At 61.2% G+C, this 20,599-nt stretch carries 22 protein-coding genes; 10 read left to right on the top strand and 12 right to left on the bottom strand.

The genetic code is table 11. The features are described 5' to 3' along the window. Positions 1-115 precede the first annotated feature (115 nt). Both AACZ65_RS16450 and AACZ65_RS16445 read left to right on the top strand, forming a co-directional pair. Positions 116-2,236, top strand: a complete 2,121-nt coding sequence (locus tag AACZ65_RS16450; RefSeq protein ID WP_339672665.1) for a YjbH domain-containing protein — start codon at positions 116-118, stop codon at positions 2,234-2,236. After that, a complete protein-coding gene (locus AACZ65_RS16445) occupies positions 2,233-2,916 on the top strand; it encodes a YjbF family lipoprotein (protein WP_339672664.1) in 684 nt (227 codons plus the stop codon). Before AACZ65_RS16450 ends, AACZ65_RS16445 begins: the two co-directional genes overlap by 4 nt. A gap of 4 nt (positions 2,917-2,920) precedes the next feature. Here the strand turns inward: AACZ65_RS16445 and AACZ65_RS16440 are convergent, their stop codons facing one another. Beyond that, positions 2,921-3,403 carry a DUF1810 domain-containing protein gene (locus tag AACZ65_RS16440; RefSeq protein WP_339672662.1) on the bottom strand — a complete coding sequence of 161 codons (483 nt, stop codon included), beginning with the start codon at positions 3,401-3,403 and terminating at the stop codon, positions 2,921-2,923. Between the two features lie 59 nt (positions 3,404-3,462). Here AACZ65_RS16440 and AACZ65_RS16435 point away from each other — a divergent pair, with 59 nt between their 5' ends. From AACZ65_RS16435 to ade, 6 genes are all read left to right on the top strand, one after another. Further along, a complete protein-coding gene (locus tag AACZ65_RS16435) occupies positions 3,463-3,921 on the top strand; it encodes a UTRA domain-containing protein (protein ID WP_339672660.1) in 459 nt (152 codons plus the stop codon). 144 nt (positions 3,922-4,065) lie between these two features. Next, the gene (aroA, locus tag AACZ65_RS16430) at positions 4,066-5,412 is read left to right on the top strand and encodes a 3-phosphoshikimate 1-carboxyvinyltransferase (RefSeq protein ID WP_339672658.1); all 1,347 of its coding nucleotides are present in this window, start codon (positions 4,066-4,068) and stop codon (positions 5,410-5,412) included. A gap of 97 nt (positions 5,413-5,509) precedes the next feature. After that, positions 5,510-6,196, top strand: coding sequence for a hypothetical protein (locus AACZ65_RS16425; RefSeq protein ID WP_339672656.1), 687 nt, complete (start codon positions 5,510-5,512; stop codon positions 6,194-6,196). 121 nt (positions 6,197-6,317) lie between these two features. Then, on the top strand, positions 6,318-8,357 hold the full coding sequence (locus tag AACZ65_RS16420) for an ASKHA domain-containing protein (RefSeq protein WP_037276774.1): 2,040 nt from the start codon (positions 6,318-6,320) through the stop codon (positions 8,355-8,357). Between the two features lie 74 nt (positions 8,358-8,431). Further along, positions 8,432-8,812, top strand: coding sequence for a hypothetical protein (locus AACZ65_RS16415; protein ID WP_339672654.1), 381 nt, complete (start codon positions 8,432-8,434; stop codon positions 8,810-8,812). A gap of 100 nt (positions 8,813-8,912) precedes the next feature. Further along, entirely contained in the window at positions 8,913-10,607 is a 1,695-nt protein-coding gene (gene ade, locus AACZ65_RS16410; RefSeq protein WP_339672651.1) for an adenine deaminase, read from the top strand. Here ade and AACZ65_RS16405 read toward each other — a convergent pair. From AACZ65_RS16405 to AACZ65_RS16375, 7 genes are all read right to left on the bottom strand, one after another. Further along, positions 10,604-10,840, bottom strand: a complete 237-nt coding sequence (locus AACZ65_RS16405) for an Lrp/AsnC ligand binding domain-containing protein (protein ID WP_037276777.1) — start codon at positions 10,838-10,840, stop codon at positions 10,604-10,606. The genes ade and AACZ65_RS16405 overlap by 4 nt on opposite strands. Positions 10,841-10,951: 111 nt before the next feature. After that, a complete protein-coding gene (locus AACZ65_RS16400) occupies positions 10,952-11,755 on the bottom strand; it encodes a DUF1217 domain-containing protein (RefSeq protein ID WP_339672650.1) in 804 nt (267 codons plus the stop codon). Continuing rightward, positions 11,752-12,156: a flagellar biosynthesis repressor FlbT gene (gene flbT, locus AACZ65_RS16395; protein ID WP_037276781.1), complete on the bottom strand. Its 405-nt coding sequence runs from the start codon at positions 12,154-12,156 to the stop codon at positions 11,752-11,754. Before flbT ends, AACZ65_RS16400 begins: the two co-directional genes overlap by 4 nt. Continuing rightward, on the bottom strand, positions 12,153-12,530 hold the full coding sequence (gene flaF, locus AACZ65_RS16390; RefSeq protein WP_339672648.1) for a flagellar biosynthesis regulator FlaF: 378 nt from the start codon (positions 12,528-12,530) through the stop codon (positions 12,153-12,155). The genes flbT and flaF overlap by 4 nt, the downstream gene beginning before the upstream one ends. A gap of 72 nt (positions 12,531-12,602) precedes the next feature. Beyond that, positions 12,603-13,430, bottom strand: coding sequence for a flagellin (locus AACZ65_RS16385; RefSeq protein ID WP_037276785.1), 828 nt, complete (start codon positions 13,428-13,430; stop codon positions 12,603-12,605). 208 nt (positions 13,431-13,638) lie between these two features. Continuing rightward, positions 13,639-13,995 (bottom strand): flagellar protein FlgN, encoded by a 357-nt coding sequence (locus AACZ65_RS16380; RefSeq protein ID WP_339672644.1) that lies wholly within the window; start codon positions 13,993-13,995, stop codon positions 13,639-13,641. After that, positions 13,985-14,269, bottom strand: a complete 285-nt coding sequence (locus AACZ65_RS16375) for a rod-binding protein (RefSeq protein WP_339672641.1) — start codon at positions 14,267-14,269, stop codon at positions 13,985-13,987. Before AACZ65_RS16375 ends, AACZ65_RS16380 begins: the two co-directional genes overlap by 11 nt. A 723-nt stretch (positions 14,270-14,992) precedes the next feature. Here AACZ65_RS16375 and AACZ65_RS16370 point away from each other — a divergent pair. After that, positions 14,993-15,913 carry a flagellar hook-length control protein FliK gene (locus AACZ65_RS16370; RefSeq protein WP_339672639.1) on the top strand — a complete coding sequence of 307 codons (921 nt, stop codon included), beginning with the start codon at positions 14,993-14,995 and terminating at the stop codon, positions 15,911-15,913. Between the two features lie 10 nt (positions 15,914-15,923). Beyond that, positions 15,924-16,613: a flagellar hook capping FlgD N-terminal domain-containing protein gene (locus AACZ65_RS16365; RefSeq protein WP_339672637.1), complete on the top strand. Its 690-nt coding sequence runs from the start codon at positions 15,924-15,926 to the stop codon at positions 16,611-16,613. Positions 16,614-16,665: 52 nt separating this feature from the next. Here the strand turns inward: AACZ65_RS16365 and AACZ65_RS16360 are convergent, their stop codons facing one another. From AACZ65_RS16360 to AACZ65_RS16345, 4 genes are read right to left on the bottom strand one after another with little or no spacing between them, the layout of a single operon-like run. Then, complete coding sequence (locus AACZ65_RS16360; protein ID WP_339672635.1) at positions 16,666-17,454, bottom strand: heme ABC transporter ATP-binding protein; 789 nt, start codon at positions 17,452-17,454, stop codon at positions 16,666-16,668. After that, on the bottom strand, positions 17,454-18,521 hold the full coding sequence (locus tag AACZ65_RS16355; RefSeq protein WP_339672632.1) for an iron ABC transporter permease: 1,068 nt from the start codon (positions 18,519-18,521) through the stop codon (positions 17,454-17,456). The genes AACZ65_RS16360 and AACZ65_RS16355 overlap by 1 nt, the downstream gene beginning before the upstream one ends. Next, complete coding sequence (locus AACZ65_RS16350) at positions 18,502-19,398, bottom strand: ABC transporter substrate-binding protein (protein ID WP_339672630.1); 897 nt, start codon at positions 19,396-19,398, stop codon at positions 18,502-18,504. Before AACZ65_RS16350 ends, AACZ65_RS16355 begins: the two co-directional genes overlap by 20 nt. Continuing rightward, positions 19,395-20,459, bottom strand: a complete 1,065-nt coding sequence (locus AACZ65_RS16345; RefSeq protein ID WP_339672628.1) for a ChuX/HutX family heme-like substrate-binding protein — start codon at positions 20,457-20,459, stop codon at positions 19,395-19,397. The genes AACZ65_RS16350 and AACZ65_RS16345 overlap by 4 nt, the downstream gene beginning before the upstream one ends. Between the last annotated feature and the right edge of the window lie 140 nt (positions 20,460-20,599).

Here is a 20,599-nt window from a genome sequence, read left to right as displayed (position 1 = left end):
TGCGCATAACAGAGGCAATCCGGCCAACAGCGGAAACTCACGTTGCCGTGTCGCGCTGTGATCGTTATGGTCGCCCGGGAGAAGTTGCAAGGCGCTCGGAACCGGTGAACAGTCGATGACAATCAGATTGCGAAACATCTTGGGCGCGGTGGCCATTCTGACGGGGGCCACCGGCGCATCCGCAAACGATCTGGTCACGACTATCACGAACAATTACGGCACGCCGGGCGGTCTAATCGACATGCCGACCGCCGAAATGGCACCGGATGCGCAATTGTCCACGACCGTTTCCTATTTCGACGGGTTCAGCAAGACCACGCTCAGTTTTCAGGTGGCCCCGTGGCTGACGGGCAGTTTTCGCTACGCTGGCACGCGGGATCTCACGCCGCAATTCGATACCTTCTACGACCGCAGCTTCGACTTGCGGTTTCGACTGTTCGAGGAAACCGATTATTCACCCGCCATTGCCGTCGGCCTTCAGGATTTCCTGGGGACCGGGGTTCTTGGCGGGGAATATGTTGTTGCCACCAAATCCGTTGGCACGCGGCTGCGGTTGACCGCCGGTCTGGGATGGGGGCGGTTCGGATCCAACAATTCGATCGGTGGATTTGGCACCAGAGCGCCGTTCAACTTTGCCGGGGTCGGCACCGGCGGGGATGTCAGCATCTCGAACTGGTTCAAGGGTGATATCGGCCTGTTTGGTGGCTTCAGCTACGAGGTATCGGACAAGCTGTCCTTTGCCCTCGAATATTCCTCCGATAGCTACGAAACCGAACGACGCGCCGGCATTTTCGAGCAGAGCACCGCGATCAACGCCAGCCTGACCTACCGGATTGCGCAGGATGCAAGTGTCCGCGCCTTCATTCTGCATGGCGAAGAGATCGGCGTGAACTTCACGATCGGGATCAACCCGCGTGGCATGCCCGTACCGGGCGGTCTCGAAGCTGCGCCGCTGCCGGTTGCGGTGCGCGATCCCGACGCCGCCCGCGATCTTGGGTGGGCAGACCAGCCAGCCGCGCGTGCACAGGTTGCAAAATCGCTCGACGAAACGCTGGCTCTGGATGAGATTGACCTGATCCGCCTGCGGCTCGAAGGACGTGCAGCTTATGTCGGCATCCAGAACGAGACTTACGACCGGACCTCTCAGGCGCTCGGCCGTACCGTGCGCGCCATGACCCGCGCACTGCCAGCCTCGGTCGAGGACTTCCACGTCACGCTCTACACCAAGGGTATCCCGGCGAGCACGGTCAGTTTCAGCCGAACTGACATTGAGCGTCTGGAACACAAGGCCTCGGATGAGGCGTTGGCGGCGGCAACCTTTCGCGACAGCCTGCGCTTTGGAAATCTTCCCGAGCCCCTGCCGGGCAAGTTCCCGCGCTACGGCTGGAGCATTTATCCCTTCACGCGGATCAGCCTCTTTGATCCCGACGAACCACTGCGCTTTGACGTAGCATTGCGTGTGCAGGGGCAGGCGGAATTGGGGCGGGGCTGGATGGCTCGGGCGGCAACATCGGTCAAGCTGTTCGGTAATCTGGATCAATCCAACCGTTTCAGCAATTCGCGCATTCCGCGCGTGCGCTCGGATGCCGCGCGATATGCCCAATCCGATGCGCCGCGTGTCGACTGGCTGACACTCAGCAAGTATCAGCGACTTGCGCCGGATTACTACGGGCGGATTACTTTGGGATATCTGGAGCAGATGTATGCCGGCGTCTCGACCGAGGTCCTCTGGCGACCCGTGGATAGCCGCATCGCCATTGGCGCGGAACTGAACTATGTCCGCCCGCGCGATTTCGATGGCGATTTCGGGCTGCGCGATAGCAACACGCTCAGCGGAACCATCCCGGATTTCAACGGGCATGCTTCGGTCTACTACGATTTCGGCGGGGGCTATCATGCGCAGGTTGACGCAGGGCGCTATCTGGCAGGCGATTGGGGCGTGACCATCGGTTTTGACCGAGAGTTCGCCAACGGCTGGAAGGTTGGGGCCTTTGCAACCAAGACCGACGTCTCGGCGCAGGATTTCGGTGAAGGGTCCTTTGACAAGGGCATCCGCATCACTGCCCCGATTTCATGGCTGTTCGGCAAGCCCACGCAGCAAGCGCCAACCGCGGTGATCCGCCCACTGACCCGCGACGGGGGCGCGCGCGTCAATGTGACGGGCCGGCTGTATGAAACCATTCGCAATTCGCACGAGCGCGACACCGTGGCAAGCTGGGGGAAATTCTGGAGATGATCGCTGCGTCCCTGCCTCGGCTGAGCCTTCTGGTTTGCGCCATGGTTCTTGCCGCCTGTTCGAACCAGCGCAGTTCGGAGAATGTTTTTACCGTCACCAAGAGAGTGATCGAACAACGCCGGGTCAAGCCTGCGGTCCCTGATCCGCAAGTCGTGCAAGCGGTAGCGATCGACGCGCTCGCCAAGACGACAGGCCCTGTGCTCCTCTACCAATTGGAGGATCGCAAGGCCGTCGCCATCCTTCGACCGATTGCCCAAAATGGCGCTTATCAGACCTGGGCCGCCTATGGCAGTTCCGAGCGGCTGAGTGCCACCACATTGAACGGTGTGCTGGTCTCGACACGCGGCCTTGGAAATGACCTGATGTCGTCCCGGGTAGAACCGCTTCTCGAGGTCGTCGCGCGTCGCGAGGATGGGGTAGCCACGATCCAGCAACGCTATCTGGATGGGGAAAACCAGATTGTGAACCTGAAATCCGACTGCAAAATCACGCGTGGCGAGACCGAAATGCTGGCCAGTGTCAGTGGATCAGTTCCAGCGGTGCGGATGACGGCGGAATGCTGGCAGGCCGATCGCAGCGTCGAGAATTCCTATCTGGTCGATGCAAATGGCGCAGTGGTACAATCCCGTCATTGGGCGGGGCCGACCATGGGCTATAGCACCATTCAGCGCCTGCGCTGACCGATCAGAGCGCGCTATCTGCGGACTTGGCTGCGTTGGGATTTATGAAATATTCGTCATCCGTCGGCAGCGCCCGTCGCCCCGCCAGATAATCGAGCGTGGTTTCGCAGCGCAACCCGCCAAAAAAGCGTGCGAGCACATGATCAAAAATTTCCGGGCCGCCTGCTTCGGCAAAGAGTGTCGCGCAAGACTGGAGCTTGAGCGCGTCGATTGGACCCAAAACCTTTTCGGCAGAAATATCCTCAAGGGCCACCATCGCGGCGCAGGTTTCAATCAGCCGCGGCCCTAAAACGGGATGCGCCAAGTAGGCGCGCGCATGATCCAGATCGTCAATGGCAAAGGATTTCGCGAACTCAGAGCGCCCCAGCCCCTTGACCTGCGGTAACGTGAACCAGGCCCAGTGATGCCTCTTTTCCCGATTCCGAATTTCGGTCAGAGGCAGCGGCCAGATCCGATCCTGTGTCGATACGAAACGCTCCAAATTCATGGCGTCACCTTTTGTTGGTTAATACTGGATCATGTCAAAATACCTGGAAGGTTTAACCCATGTTCGCGTGCGCAATCCAGCGCAATCTCATACCCCGCAACCGCGCCACCGTCGATATTCCGGTGATCCGGCAAGAGGTGGCGGCCCTTGGCATGAGCTATGGCTATCGCCATCTGAACCATGCGCAGGTTACCCCCCTACACGGCGTCGCGTTCAGGAATTGCGGCGACGCCACTTACGTCTGTGTGAATATTACAGCGCTGCATCAGGATTCGAGTGCTCGCTTCGTGTTCGAACCTTGTTGGATCAATCTGCAAATCGTCGCGGCCGCTGCCACGCAGGATTTTAAAACAACCAGTGCCAATGAGTGGCTCTTGGCCCTTGTGCCTTATACTCATGGGAGAATCCGCTTTGTAGCTGAGGCCACAACACCTGATGAGGCGCGCCTTTTGGGCAATGATCCTGACGCGCCCTTTTTGTCATGGAGCGACGGACAAGGGATTATGCGCGGGCCGTGACGCTTGCGCGCCCCTGATATGCGCCGGCAGAGCGGTTCGTGAGCCCATTGGGCACCGCCCCTGACCCAAGGCGGCGATGGTCATGGACGGGTCCGCTTGCTTGGGCTATCAGGCGGGCAATGCAGACTACTCAAGAGGCGCATCATGTCCGGCCACGGCACCCCTATCCCCATGACCTCTCACCGCTCCGGGCCGCTGTCCGGTGTCGCCGATGTGCCGGGGGACAAGTCGATCTCGCACCGCTCGCTGATCCTGGGCGCGCTGAGTGTGGGTGAAACCGTTATCACCGGGCTTCTCGAAGGCGAAGACGTGCTTGATACGGCCAAGGCGATGCGGGCCTTCGGAGCAGAGGTGACGCGCGACGCGGCGGGCGTATGGCATGTGCATGGCGTGGGTGTGGGTGGCTTTGCAGAGCCCGACCACGTCATTGATTGCGGCAATTCGGGCACGGGCGTGCGGCTGATTATGGGGGCAATGGCCACCTCGCCGATCACGGCTACCTTTACCGGCGACGCCAGTCTGAACAAGCGCCCGATGGCGCGGGTCACAGACCCCTTGGCCCTTTTCGGGACACAGTCGGTCGGGCGCGCAGGCGGGCGGCTTCCCATGACCATCGTGGGTGCGGCCGAGCCTGTTCCAGTGCGCTACGTCGTGCCTGTGCCCTCGGCGCAGGTCAAGAGCGCGGTGCTCTTGGCGGGTCTGAATGCGCCGGGGCATACCGTGGTGATCGAACGCGAGGCGACGCGCGATCACACCGAACGTATGCTGGCCGGGTTCGGGGCAGAAATCACCACCGAAGAAACCGAAGAGGGCCGGGTCATCACCCTCACCGGTCAGCCGGAGTTGCGCCCACAGACAATCGTTGTGCCGCGCGATCCCTCGTCGGCGGCCTTTCCTGTCTGTGCCGCCCTGATTGTTCCCGGTTCGGATGTTCTGGTGCCGAATATCGGGCTTAACCCGACACGCGCGGGGCTCTTTACCACGCTGCGCGAGATGGGGGCCGACCTCAGCTATGAGAACCTGCGCGAAGAAGGTGGCGAGCCTGTCGCCGACCTGCGCGCGCGCTTTTCGCCGGACCTCAAAGGTGTCGCGGTGCCACCCGAACGCGCGGCCAGCATGATCGACGAATACCCTGTCCTCTCGGTGGTGGCGGCCTTTGCCAGTGGCGAGACGGTGATGCGCGGCGTCAAGGAATTGCGTGTCAAGGAAAGCGACCGGATCGAGGCCATGGCCGCCGGATTGCGCGCGGGCGGTGTCGAGGTCGAGGATGGGCCGGATTGGTGGATCGTGCGCGGGCGTGGTCATGGCAATGTGCCCGGCGGCCAGACCTGTGCCAGCCATCTCGATCACCGGATTGCCATGTCTTTCCTCGTGATGGGCATGGCCAGTAATTCGCCGGTTCAGGTTGATGATGCCAGTCCAATTGCCACCTCCTTTCCGGTTTTCGAGGCACTGATGGCGCAACTTGGCGCAGAGATACGGCGTGACTGAAATGCGAGCGCTCGGTCGATCGCGGGTCATGCAAATGCACGTGATCTGCACGTGAGTCCCATTGTGCGCGCGAAGGCGCTGGGCCTAGACTCGCCCTATGGATGACTACACCCGCCCTGCCATGCCTCCCGTGCCGCCTCCTGTGAAAACCGGCCTGCTGCGCACGGTGGTGCGCTTGGCTGCTTTGGCAGTTTTGGCCTTTGCCTTGCACCTCTTGTTTGCGTGGGCTGAAGGCTACATCCTTGAAAATGAACAGGGTTGGGCGATGCCGGGGTTCCTCGTGGTGGCCTTGCTGATTTATGCCGTACTTATCGCGATCCCCTTTGTGCCGGGGATCGAAATCGGGTTGATGGTGTTGGCCGCAGGCGGGGGCGATATCGCGCCCTTTGTCTGGCTGGCCACAGCCTCTGGCTTGACGATGGCCTACATGGTGGGGTGCAAAGTGCCCTATCGCTGGCTACACCGTGTTTTGCTCGATCTGCATCTGACGCGTGCCTGCCGCATGTTGGAAGAGTTTGAGACCCTGTCGCCGCCAGAGCGTGCCGGGTTTATCGCGGCGCAATTGCCGGGGCGCTATCTCGACTGGATTGTCCATTATCGCTACTTGCACCTAGCGGTGCTGATCAATGTTCCGGGCAATTCGATCATTGGCGGTGGCGGTGGCATTGCCTTTGTCTCAGGCCTTTCCGGCGTTTTTCGCGCGCCTCTGGCGGTCTTGACGCTCTTTGTGGCGACGGCCCCGGTGCCGCTGACGATCTGGCTCTTTGGCTGGTCGCTGACCTGACAGGCCCTGCCGGAGCGCAGCATGCCGCCTGCCGACGATTTTCTGACGCTTGTGGGCTGTCGGACAAGCGCCTATGGCTTATGTTCCGCCCAAGCAGCGCCTCAGAAGCAGGATTTCGCATATGTCGACCGACCCACTTGTCGTTTTCACGCCCTCCGGCAAACGCGGACGTTTTCCCAAGGGAACGCCGGTTTTGACGGCCGCGCGCCAGCTTGGCGTCGATCTCGATTCGGTATGTGGCGGGCGCGGTATCTGCTCGAAATGCCAGATCACGCCAGGCTATGGCGAATTTTCCAAACATGGCGTCACCGTCCACCCCGACGCTCTGTCAGAATGGAACGCGGTCGAGGAACGCTATGACCAGAAACGCGGCTTGAAACCGGGCCGCCGTCTGGGCTGTCAGGCACAGATCATGGGCGACGTGGTGATCGACGTGCCCCCCGAAAGCCAAGTTCACAAACAGGTTGTGCGCAAGGCCGCCTCTGCCCGCGTGATCGAGATGGATCCGGCCACACGTCTCTATTTCGTTGAGGTGGACGAGGCCGACATGCACGAACCCACCGGCGATTTCGAGCGGTTGAAACGCGCGCTCAAGGCTCAGTGGGAGATCGACAACATCCGCGCCGATTTGAGCCTTTTGTCCAAATTGCAACCTGTGCTGCGCAAGGGCAAGTTTCAGGTGACGGTCGCCCTGCACCGCGGCCATGTCGAGAGCCCGGCACAGGTGCTGGAGATTTGGCCCGGACTGCATGAAGGCGGCCTCTTTGGTCTGGCTATCGACCTGGGTTCGACCACGGTCGCGGCCCATCTCACCGATCTGGAAACGGGCGAGGTCAAGGCATCATCGGGCATCATGAACCCGCAGATCCGCTTTGGCGAGGACCTGATGAGCCGCGTCAGCTATGCGATGATGAACCCCGGCGGTGACCGCGAAATGACAGCGGCGGTGCGCGACGCGATCAACACCTTGGCCGAGGAAATCGCCAAAGAGGCCGGGATTGATGCCAACCTCATCGTCGAAACGGTGTTTGTCTGCAACCCGGTGATGCATCACCTCTTGCTGGGGATCGACCCAGTGGAATTGGGCCAGGCCCCCTTTGCGCTGGCCACCTCGGGCAGCATGGCCCTGAACGCCCGGGAACTGGATCTGAGCGCGATCAATCCGCGTGCGCAGGTCTATGTGTTGCCCTGCATTGCGGGCCATGTCGGGGCCGATGCCGCCGCCGTGGCGCTCAGCGAAGAGCCCGGCAAATCCGACGACCTTGCGCTCATCGTCGATGTGGGCACAAATGCCGAAATCCTCTTGGGCGACAAGACGCGCGTGCTGGCTTGTTCGTCGCCCACAGGTCCCGCGTTTGAAGGCGCGCAGATTTCCAGTGGCCAACGCGCCGCCCCCGGCGCCATCGAGGCTATTCGCATCGACCCAGTGACCAAGGAACCCCGGTTTCGGGTGATCGGCTCTGACATCTGGTCGGATGAGGACGGTTTCGATGAGGCTGTGGGCGACGGAGGCATTACCGGCATTTGTGGCTCTGGCATTATCGAGGCTGTGGCCGAAATGCGCATGGCGGGGCTATTGGATGAAAGCGGTCTGATCGGATCATCAGGGGCCACGGGCACGGCGCGCATGATCGAGGACGGGCGCACCCATTCCTATGTCATCCACGATGGCAGCGCCAAGGGCGGTCCGGTTATCACCGTGACTCAGGGCGATATTCGCGCCATCCAGCTTGCCAAATCGGCGCTCTATGCCGGGGCGCGCTTGTTGATGGATGAGCGCGGCGTGGACAAGGTTGACCGCGTTGTTCTGGCCGGTGCCTTTGGCGCGCATATCTCGCCGCTGCATGCGATGGTTCTGGGCATGATCCCCGATGTGCCGCTCGACAAGGTGACGTCGGCGGGCAATGCGGCAGGCACCGGCGCGCGTATCGCGCTTTGCAATGTCGCTGCCCGGCGTGAGATTGAGCGCGTGGTGGGTGAGATCACAAAGGTCGAAACCGCCATCGAGCCAAAATTCCAGGAGCATTTCGTTGCCGCGAATGCGATCCCGCACAAAACCGATCCTTTCCCGGAACTGTCCAAGATCGTGATCCTGCCCAATCCCAACTTTAACACCCATGGCGATGGCAGCGACGGAGGACGGCGCAAGCGGCGACGGTGATAACGCAAAATCGATGCTTTCCATTGTCATAGGGGCAGGATATGAACGCGCACATTCTGTGAAAAGGTAATCAGATGAAACAGTTGTTCGTGCCAGCCCTTCTGTCAATTTCCCTCCTGAGCGCATGCGGAGGTCGCACGCCTGACCCAGTCGCCGAGGTGCAGCCCGGTGACAGCGCCCTCAGCTGCACGCAGTTGCGCGGCGAGATCACGGCCAACACCCGCGCCATCGAAGGCCTGATCAAGGAACAGCAAACCAAGACCGCGCAGAATATTGTTGCCGGGACCGCAGGCGCCTTTCTGCTCGTGCCGTGGTTCTTTATGGATATGAAGGGTGCCGCAGGTGACGAAGCCCGCGCTTATCAGCGCCGCAACGAATCGCTGGTCAGCCGCTACAATGGCATGGCCTGTAAACCAGAGATGAAGCTGGCAAAGCCAACGGCAACTGCCGAGTAAAGGCATCCCCATAGCAAGCAGGTGGTCGATGCGCTTCGGCCTATGGGCTTGCGCTTGGTCCTCTGCCACGCGACACTTGCAATGTGTCGGAGGGCAGAGCATGGCAGATCTCGAGCAACGCATTGCACAGGGCCGCGGTGATGAGCCCGCAGACCTCGTACTGCGCGGTGCTCAGGTGTTCGATCTTGTCACCGGGGATATGATTTCGGGTGATGTGGCTATCTGCGGTGACTCCATTGTTGGCCTCGGTGCGAGGTATGATGGGCGCGAGGTGATTGACCTTGCAGGGCTGATCCTTGTGCCCGGCTTTATCGACACCCATCTGCATATCGAAAGCTCGCTCGTAACGCCCTTTGAATTCGACCGCTGCGTGACGCCGCATGGCGTGACCACCGCGATCTGTGATCCCCATGAGATCGCCAATGTTCTGGGGCTGGAGGGCATCCGTTATTTTCAGGCGGCTTCCGAACATACCCTGATGGACATCCGGGTGCAGCTCTCGTCCTGCGTGCCGTCGAGCCATATGGAGACCTCGGGCGCCGAGATTGACGCCGAGAACCTGCGCGCGGTGATGGGGCATGCTTCGGGGATCGGTTTGGCCGAGGTGATGAATTTTCCCGGTGTGATCTATCGCGATCCGGGGATGATGGACAAACTGCGGCTCTTCGAGGGAGGGCATATCGACGGGCATTGCCCGCAACTCTCGGGGCGCGATCTCAACGCTTATTGCGCGGCGGGCATTCGCACTGAGCACGAGGCGACCACCGCCGAAGAAGCGCGCGAGAAACTGCAACGCGGCATGCGCGTGCTCATTCGCGAGGGCTCGGTCAGCAAGGATCTTCATGCGCTCGCCCCACTGCTGTCGGATATAACTGCCCCCTACATGTGTCTCTGTACCGATGATCGAAACCCGCTCGATATCGCGGAGGAAGGGCATCTTGATTACATGATCCGGGTGCTGATCGCAGAAGGGGCATCGCCTCTTGCCGCCTATCGCGCGGCATCGCTCTCGGGGGCAGAGGCGTTTGGGCTGCGCGACCGGGGTCTGATTGCGCCAGGTCGACGTGCGGATATCGTGGCCGTGGGGTCGCTTGCGGCTTGTGATGTGCAGCATGTGTTCTGCGCCGGGCGGCGTGCTGATGCGGCGGCCTTTGCCGCGCGGGGCACCGTGCCCGCGATCGGGCGACATTCGGTGCGTGCACCCGCGATCGGCCCGCAGGATTTCCGCCATGCCAGCAATCGCGCGGAGACGGATGTGATCGGCATAATAGAAGGCAAGATCCTGACCGCGCATCTGCACGAACGGATTGAGCCGGTGAACGGAGATAAGCGCCCCGACGTCGCACGCGATCTCGTTCGAATCGCGGTGATCGAGCGGCACGGCAAGAACGGCAATATCGCAACCGGATTCGTGCACGGTTTTGGGCTCGAATCCGGGGCTATTGCCTCGACCGTTTGCCACGACCACCACAATATTGCCTGTGTCGGGGTGGATTATGCGGATATGGCCCTTGCCGCCACGCGGCTGGGCGAGATTGAGGGGGGCTTCGTCGTTGTGCAAAGCGGGCAGGTTTTGGCGGAACTACCCTTGCCGCTCGCAGGGTTGATGAGTCTTGAGCCCTTCGAGGCGGTCCAAGCCCGTCTTGTCGACCTGCGCGCTGCGGCACGATCTCTTGGTGTCACCTTGCAGGAACCCTTCCTGCAACTGGCCTTTCTCGCGCTGCCGGTCATCCCGGCGCTCAAGATCACGGATCGCGGTATGATTGATGTCACCCGGTTCGAAATCTTGAGCTAGAACGCCTTGAACGTCAGGGTCGTTTCAGTACGCTCGATCCCGGCGATATCCAGTAGATTGTCGTTGATGTATTTACCGACATCCTCGGTCTCGGGGATGTAGAGCTTGAGCAGCAGGTCAAAGGGACCGGAGGTGGAGTAAAGCTCTGAATGAATTTCGCGCAGGGCGATGGCCTCGGCCACCCGATAGGAATGCCCCGGTTTGCAGCGGATATTGATAAAGACGCAGCGCATGTATCTCTCCTGTTGCTCAGCCCCATAGGGCTTTTACTCGCGGGCAATTGCAACGGCAAAATCAGAGATTTCTCATTGCAGCGACGTAAGCCACACAAGGGAAAGCTCGTATCAATTCCCGCGCGGAACCGATTGCAGCAGCGTCAGAGCGATGGCCTGCGAGGATTGGACATTTAAGCCGGCCACCTGATCACGCAACAGGAAACGTCGGATCAATTGTTCGCGCAGGCTTTCATCGCTCAGATCCGAGAGGGAACCAATGTTCAACTGTCGCGCGCTGCGCGATTTGATCTCGTCCAACTGCCGGTCAAGATCTGCCTGTGCGAAACTGTCTGGCAGACCAAGCGCTACCTCGAACACGCGCCGCAGGGGTGGGTTTCCTAAAATTCGAAACCAGCGCGTGTCCTCGGATTCCGCGTCGCCTGCGATGTCGCCCAGCTCGCGCTGGACGTTCAGGGCCAGACGCAGGGCCTGATCCTGATCTCCGACAGCGACCTCAAACTCCCGACGCCTGAATTTCTCGGTGATTTCGGTGCCGAAACTCAAGAGTTGCGTGCGCGGGACCGGGCGGTCTGCAAAGGCAAACGCTTCGGACAGTTGTTTGTAACGGTCATCCGCAAGGCGATTGGCAAGCGCGTCGTCCCGAATCGTGCCTTCCTCAAGGATGGCGCGGATAAAGGCACGGCTGTCGATATCCTCCTGAAGCCCAAAGGCTCCCAAGGCCACCCGTAACAGTCGGCGATCAGAGACCAATCCCTCTGCCGTTGTGATCTTGCCGATGTTCTGCTCGAAATACTCGGTATCGCGCACGATCTGCGGGGATTTGTTGAACAGATCCGTCTGACGCTCAAACGTGCGTGACAAGAGCGCCCAACCCGGCAATCCTCCAATGGTCAATACAGGGCTAAAGTTCATGATGCGCGATGCGCCAAGAGGCGCTCTTCACGCGGCAGCAGGACGCGCAGCGCCTTGAGACATTTGTAGTGTTCCCCATCCAGAAGTGCCTGCGTGGCAAGGGTCAGCTGGGCTCGGCTGTCGGGATCGCGCAACACCTGACTCAACTCCTCGATGCGGCGCAGGACCTGACGGCGTGCGTCCTGAGGATCGCCATCGCCCGAGAGTAGAAGCTGTGTGGCAAAACAGGCCCGGCGCACAGGAGTCGTTGCGCTTTCGGGGTGAATCGCATCCCGAAGGCGCAGTATATGCGCATTCGGCGTCATGATGGACAGCCGCGAGCGACGATCGCCATTCTCGATCACGGCACCGTTGATGAGCACCCGCTCCTTCGGATTGAGTTTGAGGACAAGGCCGCTCATTGGTCTGCCCTCCGGTCACTCAGCCCACGCATGATGGCGGTGTTAATGTCGATCAAGGGCTGTAGCGATGCCTTGGTGTTTAACACCGCACTGCTATGCTGATGACAAAACTGCGCGAGATAGACAATTCGCGCCCGCAGGGACGCTGGCAGCGGATTCTGAGCATCGGCCACATCGGTCGCAAGGATGGTCCAGAGCCGCCGGTTGTCATGCAAGGCCGCCGCAAGATTGACCATATCCTGTTGGTCCTTTCCAGCAACCATCACAAGGCGTTGGGTTACGCGGGCAAAGGCATCATATTCCAACCCACGGTCAGTCCGCACGGACCGGGCTTGGTCGCGATAGGCGCTCTGCGCAAGACGGGTCGCATTCACGTCATGTCCTTTCAAATTCAGTCTGTCACAGGTCACGTGTCAGGGACGCCCCGAAGAGCGCCCCTAAGTGGTTTAGTTCCTGAACAGCGACAGGATTGCCTGCGGGGCCTGATTGGCGATGGACAAGGACTGTGTCGCCAACTGCTGTTGCACCTGCAATGCCTGCAATCGCGCCGAGGTCTCTTCCAGATCGGCATCGACCAGCGCGCCGATGCCGGATTTGATCGCATCCGTGACCTTGCTGACAAACTCGTTTTGATCCGAGATCCGCTTGGCCGAGGCACCTAGCGCGGCCGCGCCATCCACCGCCGTCTGGATATGAACTTCAATCGCCGCGAGTGAGGTATCGGCAGCCGCAGAATCCGACACGTCGATGTCGCTCAGGTCAAGATTTGTTTCGAAATCGACAGAGGCCACAGTGATATTCGAGGCTGTCACTGTGCCGGTTGCGTCGCGGTCAAGCGACGATAGTACGGTGATGTCACCACCTGCCGTATTGAGCAGGTTCGCCCCGTTGAATTGTGACGCGCCGATGATCGACGTGACCTGATTCACCAACTCGTCGACATCGTTCTGGATCTTGCCGTGATCGACGTTCTCACCGGTTGCGGCGACGACCTTCTCCTTGATCTCATTGAGGAGGTTGGTGATTTGCTCGGCCCCGGCCGATGCAACGGCGACGGTCGATTCCCCTAAGGACAGCGCATCAGACACGGCCTTAAAGCCGCTCACATCGGATTCCATCACTTTGGAAATGGCGAAGATTGCGGAATTGTCCTTGGCCGTCGCCACGGCCTTGCCCGTCGAGATCATATCCTGGGTCTTGGCGAGGTTGGAGTTCACGGATTGCAGGGTCTGAAGAGCCACCATGGCGCTGTTGTTGGTCAGAATACTGGACATATCAAGTTCCTTTCGGGTTTGGCGTATTTCGCCATTTCGGTGTCCGTTTCCCAGTTGGGGAACGATCTGGGCTGTCTTTCTGACGATTGCAGGATGCGGGATGCCCCGGCTGCGCCATCCGTTCGGGATGCAAGAGGCAGAGTGCCTTCAAGATGCTAACGGAGTGCTAAACCCCTCTGCCGAAACTCCGAGAATTTTAGCCAAACTGTCAGGCGCGTTTTTCGAGATGGTGCGCAATCTCGCCGGGAATGGAGTGTTTGCGTCCATTCTGGTCATATGTGTCCAAGGAACGTCGAATGCGCCGATGCGCTGCGAGGCGGGCGGCCACGGTGCGAATCCCCTGCAACGCCCCATCAAGCAGCGCCTGATTGCGGCTCAGCTTCCCGTGAACCGCTGTCAAATCGCCAGCTGTCGTTGCACTGGCGTTCAGCGCGTCAATCAGGCGTTCCTTTTCCGAAATGAGCGCCGTGATCTGCGAGAGATCCCCGCGCAGCAACGCGTTGCGCTCCTCCTCCAGAATGACATCAAGCTGCTGGATCAAGCGGTTGCTATTGTCAGGCGTCATTGGCGCGCTCCATCATGGATTGAAAAAAGACATCCGCAAGCCCGATGCCCCCGGCCTTGACCATCTCCTGCGCCAAAGCCTCTCGATGAAAGGAGGCGAATTGCGATTCGCCCGTGCTTGCCCCGAAACCGTCGCTCTTGGGCTCAAGCCCCCCGAACTTGAGCATTTCGGCGAGAAAACTTGCCTCCAGTCGCTCGGCCACAAGCCGGGTGGGGCTCGGGGTATGTGCTGGCCGGTCCACGGAACCGGAGGCGACAGATACTGGATCAGTCATTGGAATCCCTCAAATTGATCACATTAGGCAAGAGAAGAACCGAAACCGGTAAAGAAGCAGTAACCGGTTTCTGCGATCTTCGACGAAATCGTCACGCCATGACTGAGGGGGCCGATGTCTGCTATACCCGCCACGAATTCTCTGCACCCCACGCTTGAGCGCTCACCGGCATCGCTGACCGGTTTGCGGACGGTGGCCGTCGGTGCCCTGCCATCTGAAGGCGCGCGAACATTCGCTGGCGTCTTCCGAAGTGTTGAAGAGGGTGCAGTGGAGCGGCAAAGCGAAGAGGAGGATTTGTCAGATTCCGGGCTTGCCGCATCCCCCGCGGACGTCACCCGGACCCAGCCCCACGAGGGGTCGTTGCCTGAGGCTGGTTTGCCGGTCACCGCTGCCGCGTCCGGACCCCGCGTCGGATCGGTGCCCACATTGTCGGACGCCACCCACCACCACGCGCAGGTAGTGCCAATGCCCTCTGAAAAAGTGTCTTCTGATATGGGCCGTGTTTCTCTGTCAGAGCCGATCAAGGATCACTTACCCACGCAAGATTCCCTGAACTCTCTCAATCGCACGCAACCCTTGGTCGGGCAACCGCAAGCGGATGAGGGCAGGCCCCCGGGTCAGGGGCAAAAAAAAACGCCTTGGGCTGCCGATTACACGGCTGCTCCCCCTGTCAATCAATCGCAGGGTCCTGCGCCAGAGACCTCGCAAGAGGGATCCAACCAAATGGATCAAGATGCAAGGGCAGCGGCAAGGACAGAGTTGGAAGAGCGCGACAAATGGCTCTTGGAATCGCGCGCGGGCCTGGCCAAGCCTCAGCCCCAGGCGTTGACTGAATTCGGCCTTTCCCTACCACCAGGTATGCGCAACTGGGCCGGGCTTGAAGGCCCAGCTCTGGCCGCTTTTGCGGGGCAATCTGAACTTGACCCGGACAATGCTTCGGATTCAGATCCGACCACCGGCTTGCCGTGGGAGGCGAGATTTGGTTCGGGCCAGCCTTTTCTTTCGCAGAGGGATCTAGGGCCATCGCCCCTGGCACCGTTGGCGATGCGATCACCGGGGCTCTCCGACCTCAACGCACGGGATGCCTTTTCACTAGTTACTCTGTCTGCCGACGCAAAAGCGACTGATCTCGGACACGAGGGGGGCACGCCAACGGGCACGGAAGTGTCCGACTGGCGCGTCGTCCCCTCTACAGGACCAAATCAGCCTCTTAGCGGATTGGCACGACCCGATCTTGCACAGGCGATTGCCCGGCAAATTGCGGTGGCGGTGCAATCAAGTGATGGGGGGAAACCGACCGTTGATCTCAGGCTCGCGCCCGAGGAACTGGGCCGGGTGCGCCTGAGGGTGAGCAGCCATGAGGGTGTTGTGACCGTTGCGGTCGTCGCGGAGCGTTCAGAAACGCTTGATCTTTTGCGGCGGCATGTCGAGGCGCTTGCGCGGGGGCTGCTGGATGTCGGGTATCAAGAGGCGCGATTCTCCTTTACCGGGCAGAACTCCGGCGAGAACGCGGCCAAGGCACCTAAAGCACAAGGTTTCCACCAGGCCGAGGAACCGGGATTGGGCCCTATTCTGGATATGTCCTTGCCCCCGACGTTGCTTTCGCTCGCGATGGCGGGCGCACGCATCAATGTTTTAATTTAGAGGAAACAAGATGGATGTGACGACGATTTCACCGGGCACCGCGTCGGGTCGCGCAGCGGCAGCCGCCCCTCAGCTGGATGCCACCGCTGCGCGACCCGCGACCGGATTCAGCTCTGATTTTGAGACCTTTCTCAAGATGCTCACGACCCAATTGCGCAATCAGGACCCCCTCAATCCAATTGAATCCTCGGATTTTGCCGTGCAACTGGCGACTTTCTCGACGGTCGAACAACAGGTTCTGACCAACGACCTGCTCACCGATCTGGGGGCGCGACTGGGCGCACGGGGCTTGTCGCAAGTGTCCGGATGGATCGGGATGGAGGCGCTGGCAACCGGCCCTGTCGCCTTCTCCGGGCAACCGATTTCCCTGATTGCTACAGTCGACTCCCAGGCGGATGCCGCCGAAATTGTTGCAACTGACGCCCAAGGCATCATCGTGAACCGCCAAGCGATCCCGGCGCGCTCTGGCCCGATTGTTTGGTCTGGCCTCGATCCGGCAGGATTCCCGCTCGCGCAGGGGGAATACACGCTCACGGTGCACTCCCTCGCGGATCAAGAAACCCTCGCGCGCCATACCGCAAGCTTTTATCGTCAAATCGCCGAAGCACAGTTCGAGGCGGGCGAGACCGCCTTGATTCTCGAGAATGGCGAACGGATCGCCCCGGCGCAGGTTCTTGGCCTGCGTCCGGCACCGAGATAGCGGTTCGCTCGTGATGTTGGTTTTGCGTATGGCTTGGCGTGCCCTGCCGTCATCATCCCACGAACTCTTGCGCGGCTTGGGGCAGCAGATAGGGCACATGTCCAAGCGGCAGCGTGCTGACCCTGAGAGCGCAGCCGTAAACCGCCGAGAGTCTGCCAGAGGTCAGTACCTCGTGCGGCTTGCCGGCACCCGCAATCTCGCCCTGTTGCACCATCACGACATGATCGGCGAACATCGCGGTCAGGTTCAGATCATGCATCACCGCGACCACACCGCCCCCCGCCTGCGCATAGTTGCGAGCAATCCGCATCACGCTCAGCTGTTGGCCGATATCGAGGCTCGATACCGGTTCGTCCAGGAAGAGCCAGTTTGCACCGCCCGGTCCAACAGGTTCCCAGACCTGAGCGAGAACGCGCGCCAACTGGACCCGCTGCTGCTCGCCGCCCGAGAGATCCTGATAGAAACGATTGGCCAGATGCCCCAACCCCACGCGCGCCAGCGCGCGGTCAGGAATGTCGGCGCGGGTCGCATGTTGTCCCGCGCCATGCCCGATACGCACCAGTTCGATCACCGTGAAAGGGAAAGCGATCCGCGTGGCCTGCGGCAACACCCCGCGCCGCGCGGCAAGGGCTGTGGCCGCATGCGGATGCACATCCAGGGGGCCAAGCCGTACCACGCCCGCAGCGGCGGTCTCGCCGGTCAACACCCTCAACAGGGATGTCTTGCCAGAGCCGTTCGGGCCCACAATGGCCGTGATCTCGCCTGCTCGGGCCGAGAGACTCGCATCATGCAGGATGGTCTTGCCCCCAATCGCGAGCGTGATCGCTTGCGCGCATAGCATCAGAAATCCCCCATCGGGCGCTGCCGTAGCAAGATCCAAAGAAAGACGGGTGCACCGACTACGGCGGTAACTATTCCGATAGGCAGTTCCGCCGGTGCGATGATCACCCGGCTGACAATATCCGCGCCGAGCAACAGGCTTGCGCCCAACAGTGCCGCGTTAACAAGAAGCGGGCCATGGTCTGGCCCGGTCGCCAACCGAAGCAGATGTGGCACCACGATGCCGATAAAGCCTATCCCGCCCGAGACTGCGACGGCACCGCCAGTGGCCGCTGCTACCGCGAGAATGGCCAGCGTCTTGACCCGTTGCACCGGAATGCCCAAGTGAAGCGCCGTCGCTTCGCCAAAGGCCAGCCCGTTGAGACCGCGCCCAAGCGTCATAGCCCCCGCCATGGCCATAAGCAGGATCGGCGCGGCGGTGGCCACCTTGGCCCATGTTGCCCCGGCCAGCGATCCAAGTCCCCAGAATGTCAGATCACGCAATTGCTGATCATCCGCCGCATAGACCATGAGGCCCGATACCGCGCCCGACAAGGCGCCAAGAGCAATCCCCGCCAGAAGCATGGTTGCCACCGACGTCCGTCCGCCGCGCGTCGCGACGCCATAAAGCAGAAGCACCGAGGCCCATCCCCCCAAGAACGCCGCGACCGGGACCAGAAATGGCCCCAGACTGTCGCGCAGCGCGATGGGCAAGAGGCTGCCCAACACAATTGCCGTGACCGCCCCAAGACCGGCCCCGGCGCTGACCCCCACGATCCCCGGATCGGCCAGCGGATTGCGAAAGAGCCCCTGCATCACCGTGCCCGAAACCGCCAACGCCGCGCCCACCAGCACCCCCAAAAGCACGCGGGGGAGGCGCACCTCCCACAGAATGATGCCTTGCACGGGCGTATCCGCCGCCCCGGCGCTCATCACCGACCAAAGAGATACGCCCGAAGCCCCCGTTTCGAGGCTGATGGCGCAGGTCAGAACCAGACAGAGACCCAGCCAAAGATGCGCTCGGCGCGCCCGCGCCCGGCGATCCTGGCGATGGTCGTGGGGCAGCGCATCAGCTTGGGTCACGGTCATCGTGCGCGGCCTTCGCGGTGCCATAAAGTGCCCTGTTCAGATCCAGCGCCGCCCTAGCGGTGCGCGGCCCAAAGCCCAAGAGATAGAGCCCATTCATCCGCACAATCGATTCAGTCGCACGCGCGGGCGTGACCCGGATCGAAGGCAGGGCAAAGAGCTGTTCGTCAAGGATGGCATGATCCCCCGTGCGGTCCATCATGAGGATCACGTCAGGGGCGGCTTCTGCCACGGCTTCGTCGGTCATTTGCTTGTAGCCGTCAAACTCCGTTACAGCGTTGATGCCTCCCGCCATTGCGATGATCGCGGCGGCTTGCGTGTCGCGCCCGGACGCAAGGATGCGCCCGCCTTGCAGGCTGAGGATGAAGAGCACGCGCTTGCGCGCCGTCTCGGGCAGCTGCGCCGTGCGTTCTGCGGCGGCCTCGAGTGCGGCGCGTGTCTCTGTCGCCAAGGCTTCGGCGCGGTCGGGCACGCCCAGTGCCGCGCCGACGGCGGCGATCTTGGTCAGGATGCCCTCTGCGCTTTGCGCCTCGGGGATGCTGACAAAGGTCACGCCAGATTGCGCGAGGACCTCGATCGCCTCGGGTGGGCCAGCCCCTTCTATGGCCAGGATGAGGGATGGCGCGACCGAGAGCACGCCTTCGGGGCTGAGCGCGCGGGCATAGCCCACGTCGGGCAGTTCCGTCACTTTGGGCGGAAAGGTCGAGGTGGTGTCGCGCGCGACCAGCCGATGCCCCTGTCCCAAGGCATGTACGATCTCTGTCACCGATCCGCCGATGGAGAGCACGCGGTCTGCCTCTTGCGCAAGGCTCGCCCCGGCCAGAGCCAAAACCGCCACCTGGGCCAAGAGCAACCGGCGCGTCAGGGTGCGTCCGCTCATGTCAGCGCCTCCGCATCCGCCTTTTGCAGGCCCGGCAAGGCCTCGACGATCTGGCCAAAGGCCGCGCGGCTGTCGCGCCCCTCTTTGCCCAACCCGAAGATCTGAAAGATCAGCGACCCTTGGGCGTCGAACGCTTCGACGGAAATCGCGGCACCGCGTTGGGTGGGTTTGTCCACAGCCCAGACCTCGGCCACGTGATCCAGCCGCAGATGCAGGTTAAAGCCCGGATCCATCACGTTTTGCCACGGCCCCATGGGTTTGAGCGTGACAATCGGGCCCGAATGGATCTGGATACAGCCCCGATTGCCGACAAAGATCATCACCTCGGTGCCCGACAGTACCAGTTTGGTCAGCAGCATATTCACGGCTCCGGTCGCCAATGCACGCACAAACGGCGCACCCGCGATGCGGTAGGCCCCCAGCCGGTTCATTCGTAACCTGGACGTGAGGCGCAGGAATTGATGCGTATCGGTCATGCGCCGCCATTCCTCGCGCAGAATGTCGAGTTTGTCGGTATTGGATTTCGCGGCCTCGGGGGGCTGGCGCGGATCGACCGTGAGGGTCGGGGATTGTTCTGGCAGGGCCAGCGAGAGGCGCAGCGCCTCCCATGCGGTCAAGGACGAGGTATCGCGCAGGAAAATCTTGTGTACCGCGTCGCCTGAAGCATCGAACACTTGCAGGCTGCGTTTGGGGCCAGAGTCGGTCTCGGTCTCGACCATGAAGGCATGCCGCCAATGGCTTGGGAACATCCTGAGGTCGATCTCCTCGGTCAGCACCATCGCCGCGTGTTGGCCGGTGTGATAATTGTCATACCGCCCCACTTTTTCATGCACGCAGCTCTCGTTGCGGGTGAGGGCCATCACCTCACCCAGCCGTTGAGCAGCTCCAATCACCTGATCGGGATGGGCGGCGATTGCGGTCACGCCGCGCCCGACATGAGCGGCGACAAGCTCTGCTTCACTGATTCCAAGGCGGTCCGCTTGATCGCGGCTGCGCATCTTGGGGTTCTCGGCCTGAAAGGCGCGGATTGCGTCGGGGGTAAGGGGAGCGGGGTTTGTCATGCCGGCCTCATGTCTGGGTGGATGGGCTGGCTGCATCGCACCTCGGGCGCGGACGTGGCTCTGAGCTGCGATCCCTGAAATCCGGATCGCAATCTTGACTCTTTTACTCATAAAAGATTAAGGAGCGCAAGGCCGATCCG

This window comes from uncultured Roseovarius sp., from assembly GCF_963972555.1.
Lineage (GTDB): Bacteria > Pseudomonadota > Alphaproteobacteria > Rhodobacterales > Rhodobacteraceae > Roseovarius > Roseovarius mucosus.
This window is presented reverse-complemented; position numbering and strand designations above follow the sequence as displayed.

What these genes read in the sequence shown, in the direction of transcription:
- AACZ65_RS16450 (WP_339672665.1), top strand. Translation starts at nt 116, where the DNA reads ATGACAATCAGATTGCGAAACATCTTGGGCGCGGTGGCCATTCTGACG.
- AACZ65_RS16445 (WP_339672664.1), top strand. Translation starts at nt 2,233, where the DNA reads ATGATCGCTGCGTCCCTGCCTCGGCTGAGCCTTCTGGTTTGCGCCATG.
- AACZ65_RS16440 (WP_339672662.1), bottom strand. Translation starts at nt 3,403, where the DNA reads ATGAATTTGGAGCGTTTCGTATCGACACAGGATCGGATCTGGCCGCTG.
- AACZ65_RS16435 (WP_339672660.1), top strand. Translation starts at nt 3,463, where the DNA reads ATGTTCGCGTGCGCAATCCAGCGCAATCTCATACCCCGCAACCGCGCC.
- aroA (WP_339672658.1), top strand. Translation starts at nt 4,066, where the DNA reads ATGTCCGGCCACGGCACCCCTATCCCCATGACCTCTCACCGCTCCGGG.
- AACZ65_RS16425 (WP_339672656.1), top strand. Translation starts at nt 5,510, where the DNA reads ATGGATGACTACACCCGCCCTGCCATGCCTCCCGTGCCGCCTCCTGTG.
- AACZ65_RS16420 (WP_037276774.1), top strand. Translation starts at nt 6,318, where the DNA reads ATGTCGACCGACCCACTTGTCGTTTTCACGCCCTCCGGCAAACGCGGA.
- AACZ65_RS16415 (WP_339672654.1), top strand. Translation starts at nt 8,432, where the DNA reads ATGAAACAGTTGTTCGTGCCAGCCCTTCTGTCAATTTCCCTCCTGAGC.
- ade (WP_339672651.1), top strand. Translation starts at nt 8,913, where the DNA reads ATGGCAGATCTCGAGCAACGCATTGCACAGGGCCGCGGTGATGAGCCC.
- AACZ65_RS16405 (WP_037276777.1), bottom strand. Translation starts at nt 10,840, where the DNA reads ATGCGCTGCGTCTTTATCAATATCCGCTGCAAACCGGGGCATTCCTAT.
- AACZ65_RS16400 (WP_339672650.1), bottom strand. Translation starts at nt 11,755, where the DNA reads ATGAACTTTAGCCCTGTATTGACCATTGGAGGATTGCCGGGTTGGGCG.
- flbT (WP_037276781.1), bottom strand. Translation starts at nt 12,156, where the DNA reads ATGAGCGGCCTTGTCCTCAAACTCAATCCGAAGGAGCGGGTGCTCATC.
- AACZ65_RS16385 (WP_037276785.1), bottom strand. Translation starts at nt 13,430, where the DNA reads ATGTCCAGTATTCTGACCAACAACAGCGCCATGGTGGCTCTTCAGACC.
- AACZ65_RS16380 (WP_339672644.1), bottom strand. Translation starts at nt 13,995, where the DNA reads ATGACGCCTGACAATAGCAACCGCTTGATCCAGCAGCTTGATGTCATT.
- AACZ65_RS16375 (WP_339672641.1), bottom strand. Translation starts at nt 14,269, where the DNA reads ATGACTGATCCAGTATCTGTCGCCTCCGGTTCCGTGGACCGGCCAGCA.
- AACZ65_RS16370 (WP_339672639.1), top strand. Translation starts at nt 14,993, where the DNA reads ATGGATCAAGATGCAAGGGCAGCGGCAAGGACAGAGTTGGAAGAGCGC.
- AACZ65_RS16365 (WP_339672637.1), top strand. Translation starts at nt 15,924, where the DNA reads ATGGATGTGACGACGATTTCACCGGGCACCGCGTCGGGTCGCGCAGCG.
- AACZ65_RS16360 (WP_339672635.1), bottom strand. Translation starts at nt 17,454, where the DNA reads ATGCTATGCGCGCAAGCGATCACGCTCGCGATTGGGGGCAAGACCATC.
- AACZ65_RS16355 (WP_339672632.1), bottom strand. Translation starts at nt 18,521, where the DNA reads ATGACCGTGACCCAAGCTGATGCGCTGCCCCACGACCATCGCCAGGAT.
- AACZ65_RS16350 (WP_339672630.1), bottom strand. Translation starts at nt 19,398, where the DNA reads ATGAGCGGACGCACCCTGACGCGCCGGTTGCTCTTGGCCCAGGTGGCG.
- AACZ65_RS16345 (WP_339672628.1), bottom strand. Translation starts at nt 20,459, where the DNA reads ATGACAAACCCCGCTCCCCTTACCCCCGACGCAATCCGCGCCTTTCAG.